Genomic DNA, 17,674 nt, shown 5'->3' on the forward strand with positions numbered 1-17,674 from the left:
TCGCAAGAGTAAGACCCCTTGAAGACGACGAGGTAGATAGGGCAGAGGTGGAAGCATGGCAACATGTGCAGCTGACTGTCACTAATAGGTCGAGGGCTTAACCAAGTTGGTTTAGGTTGTCAGAAATGGCAGAGGAAGTAAGAACGGATGAAAGATATGTACAATGTGTGGTTTTGAGGGTATATGTAAAACCTTCAAAACAGGTTTGGCCTGGTGGCTCAGCTGGTTAGAGCGCCGCCCTGTCACGGCGGAGGTCGTGGGTTCGAATCCCATCCGGGTCGTTTTAACAGAATATTTCGTATGTGGGATCTTAGCTCAGCTGGGAGAGCATCTGCCTTACAAGCAGAGGGTCACAGGTTCGAGCCCTGTAGGTCCCATTCAGTATGTAAAGTCCGAATGAGTAATTCGCCGATGTGGCTCAATTGGCAGAGCAGCTGATTTGTAATCAGCAGGTTATCGGTTCGAGTCCGATCATCGGCTTGCATGAATCAAATAAAACTAAATAGTATATAATATGGATGGTTTCCCGAGTGGCCAAAGGGGACAGACTGTAAATCTGCTGCAAATTGCTTCGGTGGTTCGAATCCACCACCATCCACTTGATACACTTCTAAAAAGAAGATGTATCGAATATAATTTAATAACGCGGGGTGGAGCAGTCTGGAAGCTCGTCGGGCTCATAACCCGAAGGTCGCAGGTTCAAATCCTGCCCCCGCAATTTTTTGTGAGAACTTTAAGTATGCTTACAGATGTACATGCCCAGATAGCTCAGTTGGTAGAGCAGAGGACTGAAAATCCTCGTGTCGTTGGTTCGATTCCGACTTTGGGCATTATGGGATACTAGCTCAGGTGGTAGAGCACTTGACTTTTAATCAAGTTGTCCGGGGTTCGAGTCCCCGGTGTCTCATCGAAATGAAGCCTTGAAACAATTTCTGTTTCAAGGCTTTTTTATCTTTGTTTTATTTTTTCCAAAACTCTATTAAAATGTATGATGAAGTAAAGCGATAGGGAGGACTGCCGATGGAGGAAAAGTACCGGGCTGAAATTGAAAAGAAACGGGCTGAGAGTGTCAATCGCGCCTGGAAGATCATCAGCGTATTCGTTGTGGTATTTCAACTTTTAATGCTGATACTGATGGCTGCGAAACCGGGCGGCCCGTTTAAGACACAGAGGAGAGCTATTTACTGTATCTTGTATCTGACTCTTTTCCTGGTTACGGGAATTGCTATGATCCTAAATCGGAATTTCTGGAGGAAAGAAAAGAAAAATTACCATCTGTATCTTCATGCTGAGCTGGTTTACGCGGCATTTATCTGCTTCTGGGGCTGTTGTGTTACTTTGAACGATCAGCTGGGAGGAAACGATTTAAGCGTATTTACATATATGATGCTGTCCGTGGCAGCACTTGGTTTTTTGGAGCCGGTAAAGGCTGGAATTATTTTTATGGCGGCATTTGTCTTTTTAAATATCTGTCTGCCGGGAATCCAGACGATTGAAAATAATATTTTCAGCAATATTATAAACAGTTTTTCAATCGCGGGTATTTCTACGGCTATCTCTTATTCGCTTTACCGAAATAAGGTGATTGTCACAAAGCAGGAGGTAACGATCCGAAAACAGTACGAGGAGATTACCAGGGTAAATGAGATTCTGAGCCATCAGGCCATGGTTGATGAGCTGACCGATATGAATAACCGGCGGTATATGGAGTGGTTTATCGGGGAGAAAATCAAGAAACTGGAAGAGGAATCCGGTACGATCTCGTGTATGATGCTGGATATCGATTATTTTAAGAAGTTTAACGACCGGTATGGTCATATTGCTGGCGATGTGTGTCTGAAGAAGATCGCGGAGATCATCCGGGGGTGCTGTCAGGATAATGATGTGGCGGCTATTCGTTTTGGCGGGGAGGAATTTTTTATCTGCCTGTTCCGGTGGGACCGGGATGAAGCGGTGGAAATGGCGGAGACAATACGAAAGAGGATCGCTGAATGCCGTTTTAAAATCAATGGTGAGGAAGAAGGCGCGGTTACTATCAGCATTGGTGTCTATACCTGGCATGGGGAAGGTAAGGTGCAGATGGATGATCTGGTCTGTCTATCGGATAAGGCACTGTATCAGGCGAAGAAGAATGGAAGAAACAGAGTTGAGGTACTGCCATAAAAAGATCTGCCAGGAAACCGGATTAACGGTTCTCTGGCAGATTTTCTTTTTCTGTGGTCTCTCTTCGGATCAGAATGGGAGTGATTGTTTTATGGACCGGTTCCTTTAAGGGAGCTGGTTTTCTTTTTTTGCGTTCATTCATCTGGCTGACAAGGAGACTTACCGCCTCATTGGCTATGCGGTCTATCTGCTGTCCTATTGTGCTGATCGGGATAACCGCTTCCCTGGCAACCGGGGAGTCGTCAAAGCCTATAATATAATAGTCGTCGGGCAGCCTGCCGTATTTACGGACAATTAAGTTTAACAGAATATTGGCATGGGTGTCGTTGGAGACGAATATGCCTTTTCGTATGCCGGTATAAGAGGTCTCCAGTTCCTCTAAGATATCTTTTAAGTACTGGAGAGAGGAATCATAGGTGTTTTCTGTTTTGTGGCAGAATATACGGTTTTTAATATTGTTCTCTTTGCAGAAATCAATGAAGCCCTGGATTCGTCCGTAGGCGGGGATGTTCTCGGCGGTCGGTGTATTGATATGAATCAGTATGTCACAGTTATGTCTGGCCAGGAGGCTGGTGGCCTGTATGGCGCCCATGTAATTATCGGTGTTGATGCTGGAGACATACTGGTCTTCCCGTTCTATGGTGACAATGGGAATCTGAAGGTCTGCCAGTTCCCTGGAGGACAGTGTGTGGCTCAGGACAATGAGCCCCTCAATCTTATAGGCCAGAAGCTCCTGAATGTACTGGCGCTCCGTCTCCGCGTTCTCGTGGCCGATGAATACCAGAAACTTGTACCCGTACGTCTCATAGGTGGCAAGAATCTGATTCAGCATTTCTGAATAATAGTGCAGATAAAGGTTTGGAATCAGGATACCGACAAATTCTGTCTTGCCGTTGGCAAGGATGCGGGCTACCTTGTTTTCTTTATAGTTGAGCTTTACAAGAGCGTCGGAAATGATCTGCTGGTTCTCAAGCGTGAGGGAATCCGGATTATTAAAGTATCTGGATATCGTTGTCTTAGAAAAATGTGTGTATTGTGCAATATCGTCAAATGTTATATTCTTTTTTTTCGTCATCCGTGATGCCTCTTTTCAAAATGTAGGGTTTTTTTATAAAAAGGAGTTTTCTTGCCAGTGAAGATTCCTGTGACTGTCTGGAATTTCGCTCCTTCCTCTTTATTCAGTATAACAAAAATAGATGAGCGCTTCAAGAGTAATCGGTTAAGTAACCGGTTTTGTAAAGTTCGTACAAATTGTGTACGCCGTATTAGGGCAGTTTTACGAAAAGTAGTTTGCACATTGACAAATTGACCAAAAGGGTGTTATGATAAAAACATAAAGTAACCGGTTACTTTACCGGTTACATAGAATGAGGCCGATAAAAATTGCAGCGTTAAAGGAGGAATGAGGATGATGAAAGGGATTGGTACGAAGGCCATTAAAATCGGAGTCATGATGGTGACGGCGGTTATGATGCTGACGGGATGCAGATTTGGATTTGCCAGTGATCCGGATGATCCGAATGAGGTGGTACAGGAAGTGCCGATTGACACGTCGGTGGATACGTTTGAATATGACGCTTCTCTGTCAGGTACGAAAATCACGCTTTTGAATTCTAAGGCGGAGATACAGGTGGCTTTGACGAAGATGGCGGAGGAATATGAAAAGAAATCGGGAGTCCACGTGGAGGTTATGCCGGTTACGGATGGGGATTCTCCTTATACTAAGGTTGTCAGTATGTATAACTCGGGGACGCCGCCTACTATGGCAATTCTGGATACTACCGATGTGATAGCGCTGGCTGAGGAAAAAGCGGTTGATTTAACGGGAGAGCCCTGGACTGCTGAGGCGGAAGGTTATCTGACAGAGGTGAATGGAAAGATATATAGCTTCCCGCTCTGTATTGAAGGCCGCGGGCTGATTTATAATCGGTCGGTGATTGAAGAAACGCTGGGAAGGGAATTCGATCCTCTGTCTGTTACAACCATGGATGAGTTTGCGGCACTTCTGGATCAGCTGACGGAGGCCGGCATGAAACGGCCTGTTTCTGTGGCAAAGGAAGACTGGTCTCTGGGAGCGCACCAGCTCCAGTATATCTATGAGACGTATGACGGGACTTCTGAGGGCGCCCAGGAGGTTATCGAGGCGATCAAGGAAGGGACACTGGATTTAAATTCTTATGACCGTATGAATCAGTTTTTAAATATGTTTGATATCTTACGGGAATATAACGTGGCGGGAAAGGATCCGCTGGGGGCCGATTATGACGAGATGGCCATCGACCTGGTGGATGGAAAGACCGCTTTCTGGTTTAACGGCAACTGGGCATGGCCGAATCTTTCGGAGGCCGGTTCGGAGAATTCGGATGCGTATGGCTTTCTTCCATACTTTTTGAATAACGATCCTGAGGATTTTGCCAATCAAAAGATCCAGGCGTCTCCGTCTAAACAGATTATGATAGACGGGAGCGTAGTTTCGGATCAAGAGAGGGCGGCGGCAAGGGAGTTCTTGAACTGGATTGTATTCAGTGAGATCGGACAGCAGATGATCGTGAAGACGTGTAATCTGATTCCGCCATTTCAGAATAATCCTTATGAACCGGCTGATCCGCTGAGCCGCGATATTTACAACCGGGTTCATGAAGAGAGGGCGTTTAACGCGTCTGCTATCGTTCCAAATGACCACTGGGCGGTTCTGGGAGCATCCATGCAGAAGTACCTGGCGGGCAGAAGCAGCCGGGAGGAACTGATTCAGTCGATTGAGAACTATTGGGAAGAACAGAGATAGGAGAGAGGTGTCCAGGATGAAATCAAAGAGCAAAGGGAAAGATTTCTGTATTTTTGCATTGCCCGGATTATTCTGCTTTTTTGCAGTTGTGATTGTTCCGTTTATCTACGGCGTCTATTTGACGATGACGGACTGGAACGGAGTTTCGGATGTGAAGAATTTTATCGGTCTGCAGAATTTTGCCGGGGTTATGAAGGACGGACAGTTCTGGTCGTCTCTGCTTCTGACCTTTAAGTATGTGATCGTGGTGGTGGTATTTGTAAATCTGCTGGCGTTTATGATCGCCTATCTGCTGACAAGAGGGATTAAGGGACAGAACTTTTTCAGGGCCGGATTTTTTACACCGAACCTGATCGGGGGCATCGTTCTCGGGTATATCTGGCAGTTTGTATTTTCAAGAGTATTTGTGGGAATCGGTGATGCTACGGGCTGGGGACTGTTTGAGGCATCCTGGCTTTCGGAACCGACAAAGGCATTTATCGCACTGGTGATTGTCACGGTGTGGCAGCTGTCCGGATATATGATTCTTATCTATGTGGCCGGTTTTATGGGACTGAGTGATGATGTGATGGAAGCAGCTACGATTGACGGTGCTTCGGGATGGACGAAAATGAAGAGCATTATTATGCCTCTTATGATGTCCTCCATTACCATATGCCTGTTCCTGACACTGTCCAGGGCATTTATGGTATACGATGTGAACCTTTCCTTAACGGCTGGTGCGCCTTACGGGACGACGGAGATGGCGGCCATGCACGTGTATGAAAAGGCATTTACATCGAGACGGTTTGGCGTGGGCCAGGCGGAGGCGCTGATCCTGTTCGTGATCGTGGCCTGTATCAGCGGCATTCAGGTTTATTTGACCAAGAAGAAGGAGGTGGAAGCATAATGGCGGGAGAGAAAGCAGGAAGCGGTAAGAAGAGAAAGAAATCGGAGCTTGTGGCTACAGCAGGACTGATCGTGATATTTATTCTTTACATGTTCCCATTCTACATGGTGGTGATTAATTCCCTGAAACAAAAACGGGATATTATCAAGAGTCCATTTTCCTGGCTGTATACAATTAAGGGACTGTCGTTTGATAACTTCGTGAAGGCGTTTGTTCAGATGGATTTTTTGAACGCATTTAAGAATTCCCTGATCGTAACGGTGTTTGCAACGGCGCTCGTTACGCTGCTGGCGGCTATGCTGGCCTACTATATCGTGCGGAATAACAATGCGATTTCCAGGATTGCCTTTGTTTTGATGGTGGCTTCCATGATTATTCCGTTCCAGGCGATTATGATTCCGCTGGTGAGTATTTATGGCGGTAAGCTGAATGTGCTGAATCACAGGAGCACGCTGGTGTTTATGCATACGGGATTTTCCATGGCGATGTCCGTGTTTATGTTTCATGGTTTTATTAAGGGAAATGTTCCGGTGGCGCTGGAGGAGGCCGCGAATATCGACGGATGTACCCACGTCCAGACATTTTTTAGAATCGTTTTTCCACTGCTGAAGCCGATTATTTCCACGATGGTGATCTTAAATTCACTGGCGTTCTGGAATGATTTCCTATTGCCGTCTCTGGTGCTGTCGGATAAGAAGCTGCTGACGCTGCCTCTTTCCACTTACAGCTTCTACGGCACGTATTCGGCGGATTACGGCACGATTATGGCTGGACTGCTGTTGTGCGTAATACCGGTGTTAATCCTGTATATTACGCTTCAAAAGCAGATTATCAGCGGCGTGGTGGCTGGAGCAGTAAAATAGATGATTGGTAAGGAGAGGCTGCATACGATGACAACTAATACAATACATATAAAGGCTCCGGGATGCTGGATGAATGATCCGAATGGATTTATTTATTACAAGGGAAAGTACCATATGTTTTACCAGTGCTTTCCCTATGGACCGAGGTGGGGGAGGATGCACTGGGGACACGCGGTGAGTGAGGACCTGGTGCACTGGGAACATAAAGGAATTGCCTTATTTCCAAGTAAGCGCGGGGACCGGGATGGGTGTTTTTCCGGAAGTGCGGTGGAACAGGATGGGAAATTATATCTGTACTATACCGGTGTCCGTTATCTTTTAGAGGATCCCGAGGACACGAATCTCTGTCTGGATGATCAGTTTGTCTCGGCACAGATGATAATTACATCGGAGGATGGAGTTCATTTTGACAATATAAAGGATAAAAGAGAGATTATTGCTCCGATCGGGGAACGGGAAAGGGGCGATGCTGCTCATACGAGGGACCCTAAGGTGTGGCGCGGGGCGGACGCCTGGTATATGGTGCTGGGGACCCATGGAATTGACGGAAATGGCAGAATGCTCTTTTACCGCAGCGCTGATCTGATAAACTGGTCGTATGTGAATGCCGTGTCGAAAAGCGGTTTTGGATGGATGTGGGAGTGCCCGGATTACTATGAGACGAAGGGGGGAAAGGTTCTGTCATTTTCCCCTATGGGATTTTTAAAGGATGGGTATAAAGAAGAGAATCAGAGTATCTGCATGGTTGTGGACTTTGAGGAAGAGAGCTGTACAATGACGATGCCGGATCAATACCAGTTTCTCGATTATGGCCTGGATCTCTATGCGGCGCAGAGCACGGTGGATCAGGATGGCCGGAGAGTGATGGCTGCATGGGTCCGTATGCCGGAGACGGTCGGGGGTGAATGGATTGGGATGATGTGCAGTCCCAGAGTGGTGGAAGTAGAGGACGGCCATATTTATTTCCGGATGCATCCGGCGGTCAGGGAAGCCTACGGCAGAGCAATTGATACGCCAAAGGAGGCTGCAGAAGCGGGATATCGGGCAGAGGCAGATTTAGAGGATGGAGATGGTATCGATGTCGGCGGATACCGGATTTACCGGAAAGGGAATCAAATCTGTACGGACCGGAGCCTGACTGCGGGAGATGACAGGGCGTGCAGAATGCAGTTTGAGACACCGGAAATGAAGAATGGCGGCCATGTGGAGATTCTGGTGGATTCCAATCTGATTGAGGTTTTTGTAAATGACGGTGAGTATGTTATTTCAAATGCGGTATATGGGATTGAAAATCAGATCGTGTCGGATCGAAAGGTGAAGCTGTTTACGGTAGAATAATACAAATAGTACAGTGATTATGAAAAGTCTGTAAATATTTAGAAATTATAGCGCGTATTTGGCGAGGAGATATGGTGAGATGAACTACTGTAAGGAATATGAGAAAAGGTTTGACAGGTACTATGACGAGCTGAAATGGCTCTACTGCGAACTATATAATAATCAGGATGAGGCGTTTAAGCAGCTGTGCGGACAGATGTACCGGTTTTATACGGAGAGGAAGGCGGAACTTAAGACGATGGACCGGGAGCGGGCGAAGGATCCGCAGTGGTATAAAGGAAACCGGATGGTCGGTATGATGATGTATGTGGATGCATTTGCCGGGGATTTGAACGGGGTTTTAAAGCATCTGGACTATATTGAGGAATGCGGGGTCAATTATCTGCATTTGATGCCGCTTCTCGATACGCCGGAGGGCAGGAGCGACGGCGGATACGCGGTATCTGATTTCCGGAAGGTGAGGCCTGATCTGGGTACCATGGAGGACTTAGAGTGTCTGGCAAAGGAGTGCCATAAACGGGGGGTGAGCATCTGTCTGGACTTTGTGATGAACCATACCTCGGAGGACCACGAATGGGCCAGAAAGGCGAAGGCGGGCGATCCGGAGTATCAGAGCCGGTACTTCTTCTACGATAATTACGATCTTCCGGCACAGTTTGAACGGACAGTGCCGGAGGTATTTCCAACTACGGCTCCGGGGAATTTTACCTGGGTACAGGAGGCGGGAAAATATGTGATGACCACATTTTATCCCTATCAGTGGGATTTGAATTACTGGAATCCGGTTGTGCTGAATGAGATGGCCCAAAATATGCTGAACCTGGTGAACCGGGGGATTGATGTAATCCGTATTGATGCGGTTCCCTACATCTGGAAACAGCTGGGGACGAACTGCAGGAATCTGCCGCAGGTCCACACCATTGTGCGGATTATGAGAATTATCTGTGAGATTGTGTGTCCGGGGGTCCTTCTGCTCGGCGAGGTGGTGATGGAACCGGATAAAGTGGTTCCGTATTTCGGCAGCGTGGAGAAGCCGGAGTGTCACATGCTTTATAATGTGACGACCATGGCGGCTACCTGGAACAGCGTGGCGACAAAGGATATCCGGCTGCTTCGCCAGCAGATGAATGTGGTGAGCGGTCTGCCGAAGGATTACGTTTTCTTAAATTATCTGCGCTGTCACGACGATATCGGTTGGGGATTGGATTATCCGTGGCTGAGACAATTCGGGATCGATGAGGTCAGCCATAAAAAGTATTTGAATGATTTTCTGACAGGGCAGTATCCGGGATCGTTTGGACGGGGAGAGTTGTACAATTCAGACCCTGAGTCCGGGGATGCAAGATTGTGCGGAACTACGGCATCGTTATGCGGTATTGAAAAGGCTGCGTTTGAGAGGGACGCAGAAGCCCTTGAAAAGGCTGTTAGGCTGGATCTGATGCTTCATGCGTATATGTTGTCGCAGTCGGGGATTCCGGTGATCTACAGCGGCGATGAGATCGGTCAGGAAAATGATTATACCTACCACGAGAATCCCAGAAAATGGGATGACTCCCGTTATCTGCACAGAGGCGATTTCCGGTGGGATCTGGAGAAGAAACGCAGTGTGAAGGGCAGTCTTCAGGAAAAGATTTTCGACGGCATTAGGAAGCTGGAGACGATCCGGGCACAGTATCCGGTTTTCTGCACGGATGCGCGGGTATGGACCATTGACACATGGGATGATTCCATCTTGGGGCTGGTGAGAGAGTACGGGGAGGATAAGGTAATTGCCCTCTTTAATTTCAGTGAATTCGATAAAGTCGCCTGGATTAACGAGGAGGATGGGATGTATACGGATCTGATCTCGGGGAGAGCGATGGAGGCGAAAGGGGTGGAGATACCTGCTTATGGAGTTTACTGGCTTATGAGGGAAAACGGGATTGAGGAGAATAAATAATTGATAAAGTAAAAAGGATCTGGAGACGCTGCGTCCCGGATCCTTTTTTTTATTCGTCAAATTCTACAATCACATAGTAGCCTCTGTCGTTGTGCTTGACTTCTTTTACGATTCCGTGGTCGGATTTGATGCGGTCACGGCCGGTATAGCAGCCGGACATGGCAACGGCAGGATCGATTATATAGCTGTAGCTGCTGGTTCCTTCCCTTTCGATAATGGATACTTCATCACCCGCCTTGACGAGTCCGGGGCGCTCCATCTTAAATTCGATTGTTCTCACAATGAATCACCTCCTGGTTAATCCGCTTAGCAAGGTACTTCACGGGCTTCGTGGATTAGCTTATTTTATTTCTGCGGGTGAAGTTCTGGGTATTATGTATGGCTGGCTATCTGGCGATGGCCGCGAGAGCCAAATATCCCGCAGTTTGATACAAAGGTTCTGACTTCGACATCTATTATAAGACTGATCTGAAAAAATGTAAAGAAAGGAAAAACGAAAGAAAATCTTACATTTTATTATAAAACAATATTAAATTATTGATTATCAATAATTTAATATTGAAATTTAATATATACTATGGTATGTTACAGGAAAGAGAAGTAATGGATGAAGAATTGCGATAATAAGAAGGAGGAAGTTTGATGAGTGGGAAGATTCTGGAGGAAGAGGGTAAAATGGTGATAACTGAAAGTCAGGAGGGAGGTGGAAATCAGAACATACTTGAATATCAGGCAAAACCTGAGAAGCAAAACGGAGATAGCAGTCAGATAATACAGGAGAAAAAAGATATAAAAAAGGATATGAAAAAGGAGATAAAAGAAGTGCCTGTTCCGGCTTGGCGTAGGGGAAAGCAGGAGGTTATTACACAGAACTTTCCGATATTTATGGGGGTGGCTCTGGCATTTGGAATACTGTATACATTTTGTATGTATAAGAACCCCAGTGGAATTACGTATCCAATTATGGTTGGGGGAATTTATGGTGTGCTGGCCTGGATGATCAGGAGGCTTTCGGTAGAGTGGAAACGGGGATCATGGTTTTTGATCGTTACTGCTGTTTTGTTGGGTATCGCGGTCTGCAGGACTGCGGATCCGCTGCTTATTCTGCTGATTAAGACGGCTGAATTTTTGCTCGTGGTTATTTTTGTTATTCACCAGTTTTATGAAGACAGGGGGTGGAGTATCGGTAAGTATTTATCTTCTATGGCAGTCTATCTCTGTTGTGTGATTGCGGCAGTTGTCTATCCGTTTTTTCAGGGGAACGAATTTTTTAAGAAGGTCAGTTTGAAAAAGTACAGAACGGCATCACGGGTGCTCATGGGGCTGGCGGCAGCTCTGCCGATCCTGCTGGTAGCCGGATTTCTTCTGGGGCGGGCGGATGTAGTGTTTGGCTCCATGGTGGTTCACTGGATGGAGACGGTTCTGAATGTATGGACTATTCTCGTTATGGTCTCCATGACTGCTTTAGGGGCATTTGGAGTCTATTGCCTGATCTGCGGAGCCTGTATGGACCAGATCTCCGGGGAAGAAAAGACGATGAGAACCCACGAACCGGTTACCGCTATTACGTGCATGAGCGCGGTTGCACTGCTGTATCTGTTCTTTAGCGGGATACAGGTCATTTACCTTTTTCTCGGAAAAGGCAGTCTGCCGGAGGGGGTGACGTACTCCTCCTATGCGCGGCAGGGATTTTTCCAGCTTTTGTTTGTGGCTGTGATGAATCTGGTTATGGTGCTTATGAACCTGAAGTTTTTTAAGAGAAGCCGTTTCTTAAATGGCGTTCTGACTGTCATCTGCGGATGTACGTATGTGATGATCGCATCCGCGGCATACCGGATGGCTTTGTATGTCGGGGAGTATCACCTGACGTATCTGCGGGTTCTGGTGCTGTGGTTCCTGCTGTTGCTGGCGTGTATGATGGCTGGTGTGGTTATTTTGATCTATAGGAACAGATTTCCGCTGTTTGGATGGTGCCTTGTGATGGTATCTGTATTTTTTGTGGGATTTTCGTATATGAGACCGGATCGGGTGATTGCGGACTATAATGCAGCTCATGTGGGTGAATGGTCTGACAGCGATTTTACGTATATGACGCAGGCGCTTTCGGCGGACGCAGTTCCTGTAGTGCTTGAGACGCTTGAAGATAATGCGGTTCTCGGACGGTTTTATTCCGGCGGGAGAACGGAATTTTTAACGGAGTATTACAGGTGGGTTATTTCTAAGAACTATCAGGCGGGGGCTGCGGATTTCAGGACAAGGAATTTTTCGTTTGAAAAGGCAAAACAATCGTTCAGAAATGGGGGGATAGAATAATGGCTGATATAGCAGGGCAACTTTTTGGAAGTATCATACTGTTGGGGCTGCTGTTTCTGTTTTTTATAGTTCCAATTATTTTGACTTTCATGAATTTATATTTTATTCTTGCAGAACCGGGGAAATTTAAAAATGCGGCGGAGGTGCTTACATGGATTCTGGGACCGCTGTTTTCCGCTATACTGTATGATTATATGGGGATTGGAGGCGAGTGGCAGGAGCAGCTGTTTGCCAGTGACTCTGCGATCCATACTCCTGTGTCGGAGCACTATGTGGTTACAGTTCTTGTTCTGGTTTCGCTGGGGCTTCTGGGATATTTTCTGCTAAAGCTTGCGTCTAAAAGGCTGCCGCCGCTGGTTAAGATTCTTAGTATTTCATTTTTGTATATTGGATGCGCGGTCTGTGTGATGTGGATTATCCAGGTACTGGGGCGGGCGGATGAATTATCTGTTTATCTCGCTGTATTTCCTCTGAATGTGATTCTGTTGTCAGCTTCTGTGGTGAAGACCCTGTTAAAGGAACAGAAGGAAGAGGATGAGGGAAAAGATTTCGAAAAGTTTACGGGATTGCGGCGCCTGTTGGTAAAGAGCAGCTGCTGGCCGGCGCTGGCGTTTCTCATGGTGTGGCCGGTGCTGGGAATCTGTATTGCGGTTCTCGTGCTGTTTGGGCAGGAACCATCCGCCGCGGTGAAGGCATTTACAGAGACAAGCGACTGGATGCTGTCACAGCGGATATCACCGCCGACAGTTTACAGCGATGGCCATTATCTCTGTACGGTGGCGGCCGGGGGACATGAGAAACTGGTGAAACCCCAACGGATGGGAGTCCGGCATGGGCATCGGATCGTGGTGAACCGGCAGCTGTGTGTGGCAAATGCATTTGAGCAGGTGCTTGAGGAGCGTACACCGCGTTTTCACCGCTTCGTGCGCCATGCGTATGATACGTATGGGTATCCGGTGGCAAAGCACATCAGGACGCCTCTGGCGGCGGATATTACGTATCTGGTGATGAAGCCCCTGGAATGGATATTTCTCCTGGTTCTCTATCTGACGGACAGAAAGCCGGAGGACCGGATTGCAAAACAATACCTGTAACAGTTCAGCCTGTGAAGGAGTGAGGATTTGACATTTCACCATTGATCTGCTAATCTGAAAGAAAATTGTAACAGAAAATGATCTGGAGGATGGAGATGGAGAAGTATCTGCTGGACCGATTAATGGAATATGGGGAATCTGACGCCTATCCGTTTCATATGCCGGGGCATAAGAGACAGACGGGGACCGGATTTGCAGGAGATTTTCCAAATCCGTTTTCTGTGGATATTACCGAGATTGAGGGATTTGATAATCTCCACCACCCGGAAGGGATTCTGAAGGAATCTATGGAGTGGGCAGGAAATGTCTATGGGGCGGACCGGACGTATTATCTTGTGAATGGAAGCAGCTGCGGTATTTTGAGCGCGGTCTGCGGCTCTGTCTCCCATGGAGGCACTATTCTTATGAGCCGGAACTGCCATAAATCGGCATATCATGGCGTGTATTTGGGCCATTTGAGGGCGGAATATATTTATCCACAGACAATCCTGGAATTTGGGATTCAGGGTGGATTATCGCCGGAGGATGTGCGGCGGCTGTTGATAACCCATCCGGAGACGGAGGCTGTGCTGGTGGTATCTCCCACGTATGACGGTATTGTCTCGGATATCGGTGCAATTGCGAAAATCGTCCATGAGTGGTGGATTCCGCTGATTGTGGATGAGGCTCACGGGGCGCATTTCCCCTTTGGAGGGGAGGCGGGATTCCCGGTTTCTGCGCTGGAGCTGGGGGCGGATGTGGTGATACAGAGTCTCCATAAGACGCTTCCTTCTCTGACTCAGACCGCGGTCATGCATGTGAAAGCGGGATTTGCGGATATCAGCAGAATTGACCGGTATGTACACATGTTCCAGAGCAGCAGCCCGTCGTATGTGTTGATGGCCGCTATTGAAAATTGTATCCGATGGATGGATGAAGCGGGAAGAGATGAGATGAAGGCCTTTAGCGGCAGGCTGGACCGTATCCGGCGGCGGATGGGGGAGATGGAGTGTCTGGCTCTTCTTGGCGGAGTGAAAGGGCGGTGCCAGGTCTTTGATGTGGATAAGTCTAAAATCGTGGTTTCAGTGGGAAGCAGCGGCCTGACCGGGCCGGAGCTTACGGAGCTGCTTCGAAACAGATACCATCTGGAAATGGAAATGTGCGGACCGGATTATGTGACGGCGATTACTACGGTGGCTGATACGGATGAGGGTCTGGATCGGTTATGCCGGGCTTTCCTGGAGATCGATCATGAGCGGAGGAGGGATGCGGGAGACTGTGGGACTGCCGCATCAGGCTTTTCGGGGATAAACGGGGATAACACAGGGGAAAGAGACCGTGGAATTGTGGATAACGGGATGGAAAAGGAACGTGGTTGTGGATGGCCGGAGATTGCTATGACGATCGCACAGGCGATGGACTCTCCGGGGCGGTCTGTCCCTCTTGATGCGTGTGAGGGAATGGTATCCGCGGAGTTTATCTACATCTATCCGCCGGGAATTCCGATTGTGGCGCCGGGAGAAGTATTAAAACCGGAATTGGTGGAGATGATCCGGCAGTATAAGCGCAAGGGCCTTCCGGTCCAGGGAACGGCGGATCCGGAGGTGGAGGCGGTTTTGACGGCAGCAGGAGCGGATAGTTAGATACTATTATTTTAGAAAAAACTGAGGAATGAAACATGGGAAAGATTTTTTATGTGATGGGAAAAAGCGCATCCGGGAAGGATACGATTTATAAAGAACTGCGGGAACGAATACCGGAATTAAAGACGGTGGTCCTTTATACGACGAGGCCGATCCGGGATGGGGAGACGGAAGGGGTGGAATACCATTTTACGACGGTGGAGCGGCTGGATGACTTCCGCAGGGAGAAAAGGCTGATCGAGGAACGGACGTATCAGACGGTGTATGGACCGTGGAGTTATTTTACCGTGGATGACGGGCAGATCTGTCTGGATGACAGGGATTCTTATCTGATGATCGGAACGCTGGAGTCTTATGAGAAGATGAGAGAGTATTTCGGTGAAAATGGGCTGGTTCCTGTCTACATCGAGGTGGATGACGGCGTGAGGCTGGAACGTGCGCTGGAGCGGGAAAAGGGGCAGAAGGAACCGAAATATAAGGAACTCTGCCGGAGATTTCTGGCGGATGAAGAGGATTTTAAGGAAGAAAACCTGGTAAGATGCGGAATTGACAGGAGATACAGGAATGATGATCTGAGGGTATGCCTGGAGGAGATTTGCAGGGATATGAAGGCGTTTATGGAACAGGCAGCGGGCAGCAGGGAGTAAGCTGCCCGCATTTGGAGGAAAGGGGGAAGAATCATGGGAAGTATCTTTATTCAGTTTCCAAAGGGAAAAAAGAAGGCGCTGACGTTAAGCTATGACGACGGAGTGGAACAGGATATCCGTCTGATCGAAATCATGAAGCAGCATGGATTAAAGGGCACATTTAACTTAAACAGCGGGCTCTACGCGGAAGAGGGTACGGTATACCCACCCGGTACGGTGCACAGAAGAATGACGGAAAAGGCGGTGACGGAGGTCTACGGCGGCAGCGGCATGGAGGTGGCGGTTCATGGGCTGACACATCCGTTTCTGGAGCAGCTTCCGGTGAATCTCTGTACGGCTGAGGTGATGAAGGACCGGGAGAATCTGGAGCAGCAGTTTCATACAATTGTCAGGGGGATGGCTTATCCCTTCGGTACTACCAGTGACAGAGTGGTCGATACGCTTGTGCAGGCGGGAATCGCCTATGCAAGAACAACGATTTCAACATGGGATTTCCGGCTTCCATCCGACTGGCTCCGTCTGACGGCCACGTGCCATCACCGGGATGAGCGCCTGATGGAGCTGGCGGAAAAATTTGTGGAGGAGACGCCAAAGTACGGCTCCTGGCTGTTCTATCTCTGGGGACACAGCTATGAGTTTGAGGCTGATGGGAACTGGGAGGTGATTGAGAGATTTGCTGCGTATACCGGAAACCGAGATGAGATCTGGTATGCGACAAACCTGGAGCTGTATGATTATATGACGGCGTATGACCGGCTGCTGTTCAGCGCGGATGGATCTATGGTATGGAATCCAGCCGCATTGGACGTATATTTTGAGAAGGACGGAATTTCTTACCGGGTGAAGGCTGGTGAGAGGATGGAACTGAATTAAATGCTTAAGACGGCTGCCGTATGGGGCCGTCTGTTTCTTTTTGTGCGGGAAATGACAGGAGACGCCCTCTTATGGGAATTACCAGCACTTATTTCTTGTGAGTATGAATTTTATATGCTATAATAAATCCGTATATTTTGAGACGGAGGTGCCCCAATGCCAGGATTTAACGATATAATCGGTCATGAGATGATAAAGGAACATTTTAAGAAGGCTATAGAGACAAATCATGTATCTCATGCGTATATTCTGACAGGTGAGGCAGGAATGGGACGTAAGTCGCTGGCGAATGCATTTGCCATGACGCTTCTCTGTGAAAAGGGGAAGAAGGAACCGTGTATGCAGTGCCACGCCTGCAAGCAGGTGATGAGCGGCAACCATCCGGACTTGATTTTTGTAAATCATGAAAAGCCGAACAGCATCGGCGTTGACGATATCAGGGAACAAATTAATGATACAATCATGGTACGGCCCTACAGCAGCTATTATAAGATCTACATCGTGGATGAAGCGGAAAAGATGACGGCACAGGCGCAGAATGCCCTGCTTAAGACCATCGAGGAACCGCCGTCCTATGCGATTATCATGCTGCTGACTACGAATCAGGAGGCTTTTCTGCCGACGATTCTCTCCAGATGCGTGCAGTTAAAGCTGAAGCCGCTTCAGGACAGCGTGGTCAGGACGTATCTGATGGAATCTCTGGGGATTTCCGAGGTGAAGGCGGAGATTTACGCCGCGTTTGCGAGAGGAAATCTGGGAAAGGCGATCCATCTGGCCTCTTCGGAGGATTTTCAGCTGATGTATACCGAGCTTCTGCATATGCTGAAGCATTTGAAGGATATGGATATTACGGAGCTTCTGGACTATATCAAGAAGCTGAAGGATGAGAGTCTGGACATCTATGACTGCCTCGATTTTATGCAGCTATGGTACCGGGATGTGCTGATGTATAAGGTGACACAGGATATTAATCTTCTGGTGTTTAAGGAAGAGTATAATACAATTAAGGAAATGAGCGCCTCCAGCGCCTACGATGGGATTGAAAAGATTCTCCAGTCCATTGATAAGGCGGGGATCAGGCTGAATGCCAATGTGAATATGGAACTGGCCATGGAGCTCATGTTACTGGTAATGAAGGAGAACTGATT

At 47.9% G+C, this 17,674-nt stretch carries 14 protein-coding genes, 7 tRNA genes and 1 rRNA gene; 20 read left to right on the forward strand and 2 right to left on the reverse strand.

Annotated elements, in window-relative coordinates; all coding sequences use genetic code 11:
* The 9 genes from H8S75_RS22375 to H8S75_RS22415 all read left to right on the forward strand — a co-directional run.
* A 23S ribosomal RNA gene (locus tag H8S75_RS22375) occupies positions 1 to 105 on the forward strand; the annotation flags it as partial.
* 102 nt (positions 106 to 207) lie between these two features.
* Positions 208 to 281: transfer RNA gene (locus tag H8S75_RS22380), tRNA-Asp, on the forward strand.
* A gap of 23 nt (positions 282 to 304) precedes the next feature.
* Positions 305 to 377, forward strand: a tRNA-Val gene (locus tag H8S75_RS22385).
* Between the two features lie 30 nt (positions 378 to 407).
* A tRNA-Thr gene (locus tag H8S75_RS22390) sits at positions 408 to 480 on the forward strand.
* A gap of 36 nt (positions 481 to 516) precedes the next feature.
* Positions 517 to 598 (forward strand) — tRNA-Tyr (locus H8S75_RS22395).
* Between the two features lie 46 nt (positions 599 to 644).
* Positions 645 to 718, forward strand: a tRNA-Met gene (locus H8S75_RS22400).
* Between the two features lie 39 nt (positions 719 to 757).
* Positions 758 to 830 (forward strand) — tRNA-Phe (locus H8S75_RS22405).
* 4 nt (positions 831 to 834) lie between these two features.
* Positions 835 to 907: transfer RNA gene (locus tag H8S75_RS22410), tRNA-Lys, on the forward strand.
* Positions 908 to 1,020: 113 nt separating this feature from the next.
* The gene (locus H8S75_RS22415; RefSeq protein WP_187023448.1) at positions 1,021 to 2,163 is read left to right on the forward strand and encodes a GGDEF domain-containing protein; all 1,143 of its coding nucleotides are present in this window, start codon (positions 1,021 to 1,023) and stop codon (positions 2,161 to 2,163) included.
* Positions 2,164 to 2,185: 22 nt separating this feature from the next.
* Here H8S75_RS22415 and H8S75_RS22420 read toward each other — a convergent pair whose 3' ends face one another.
* On the reverse strand, positions 2,186 to 3,238 hold the full coding sequence (locus H8S75_RS22420) for a LacI family DNA-binding transcriptional regulator (protein ID WP_187023449.1): 1,053 nt from the start codon (positions 3,236 to 3,238) through the stop codon (positions 2,186 to 2,188).
* A gap of 336 nt (positions 3,239 to 3,574) precedes the next feature.
* On the opposite strand from H8S75_RS22420, the gene H8S75_RS22425 reads away from it, so the two are divergent.
* The 5 genes from H8S75_RS22425 to H8S75_RS22445 all read left to right on the forward strand — a co-directional run bounded on the left by H8S75_RS22425 (position 3,575) and on the right by H8S75_RS22445 (position 9,977).
* Positions 3,575 to 4,948: an ABC transporter substrate-binding protein gene (locus H8S75_RS22425; RefSeq protein WP_187023584.1), complete on the forward strand. Its 1,374-nt coding sequence runs from the start codon at positions 3,575 to 3,577 to the stop codon at positions 4,946 to 4,948.
* Between the two features lie 16 nt (positions 4,949 to 4,964).
* On the forward strand, positions 4,965 to 5,837 hold the full coding sequence (locus tag H8S75_RS22430) for a carbohydrate ABC transporter permease (RefSeq protein ID WP_187023450.1): 873 nt from the start codon (positions 4,965 to 4,967) through the stop codon (positions 5,835 to 5,837).
* Positions 5,837 to 6,700 (forward strand): carbohydrate ABC transporter permease, encoded by an 864-nt coding sequence (locus H8S75_RS22435; protein ID WP_055658324.1) that lies wholly within the window; start codon positions 5,837 to 5,839, stop codon positions 6,698 to 6,700. The genes H8S75_RS22430 and H8S75_RS22435 overlap by 1 nt, the downstream gene beginning before the upstream one ends.
* 27 nt (positions 6,701 to 6,727) lie before the next feature.
* Positions 6,728 to 8,038, forward strand: a complete 1,311-nt coding sequence (locus H8S75_RS22440) for a glycoside hydrolase family 32 protein (protein WP_187023451.1) — start codon at positions 6,728 to 6,730, stop codon at positions 8,036 to 8,038.
* 79 nt (positions 8,039 to 8,117) lie between these two features.
* Complete coding sequence (locus H8S75_RS22445) at positions 8,118 to 9,977, forward strand: amylosucrase (RefSeq protein WP_187023452.1); 1,860 nt, start codon at positions 8,118 to 8,120, stop codon at positions 9,975 to 9,977.
* A gap of 49 nt (positions 9,978 to 10,026) precedes the next feature.
* Here H8S75_RS22445 and H8S75_RS22450 read toward each other — a convergent pair whose 3' ends face one another.
* Complete coding sequence (locus tag H8S75_RS22450; protein WP_002605435.1) at positions 10,027 to 10,257, reverse strand: hypothetical protein; 231 nt, start codon at positions 10,255 to 10,257, stop codon at positions 10,027 to 10,029.
* A 362-nt stretch (positions 10,258 to 10,619) separates the two neighbouring features.
* On the opposite strand from H8S75_RS22450, the gene H8S75_RS22455 reads away from it, so the two are divergent.
* From H8S75_RS22455 to holB, 6 genes are all read left to right on the forward strand, one after another.
* A complete protein-coding gene (locus H8S75_RS22455; RefSeq protein WP_187023453.1) occupies positions 10,620 to 12,290 on the forward strand; it encodes a DUF4153 domain-containing protein in 1,671 nt (556 codons plus the stop codon).
* Complete coding sequence (locus tag H8S75_RS22460) at positions 12,290 to 13,384, forward strand: DUF6688 domain-containing protein (protein ID WP_187023454.1); 1,095 nt, start codon at positions 12,290 to 12,292, stop codon at positions 13,382 to 13,384. Before H8S75_RS22455 ends, H8S75_RS22460 begins: the two co-directional genes overlap by 1 nt.
* Before the next feature lie 89 nt (positions 13,385 to 13,473).
* Entirely contained in the window at positions 13,474 to 15,006 is a 1,533-nt protein-coding gene (locus H8S75_RS22465) for an aminotransferase class I/II-fold pyridoxal phosphate-dependent enzyme (protein WP_187023455.1), read from the forward strand.
* 35 nt (positions 15,007 to 15,041) lie between these two features.
* On the forward strand, positions 15,042 to 15,653 hold the full coding sequence (locus tag H8S75_RS22470) for a nucleoside/nucleotide kinase family protein (RefSeq protein WP_187023456.1): 612 nt from the start codon (positions 15,042 to 15,044) through the stop codon (positions 15,651 to 15,653).
* Positions 15,654 to 15,686: 33 nt separating this feature from the next.
* Positions 15,687 to 16,526, forward strand: a complete 840-nt coding sequence (locus H8S75_RS22475; protein ID WP_187023457.1) for a polysaccharide deacetylase family protein — start codon at positions 15,687 to 15,689, stop codon at positions 16,524 to 16,526.
* A gap of 156 nt (positions 16,527 to 16,682) precedes the next feature.
* Complete coding sequence (gene holB / locus H8S75_RS22480; protein WP_187023458.1) at positions 16,683 to 17,672, forward strand: DNA polymerase III subunit delta'; 990 nt, start codon at positions 16,683 to 16,685, stop codon at positions 17,670 to 17,672.
* Positions 17,673 to 17,674: the final 2 nt, after the last annotated feature.

It is taken from the genome of Hungatella hominis (assembly GCF_014288005.1).
In the GTDB taxonomy this organism is placed as follows: Bacteria; Bacillota; Clostridia; order Lachnospirales; family Lachnospiraceae; genus Hungatella; species Hungatella effluvii.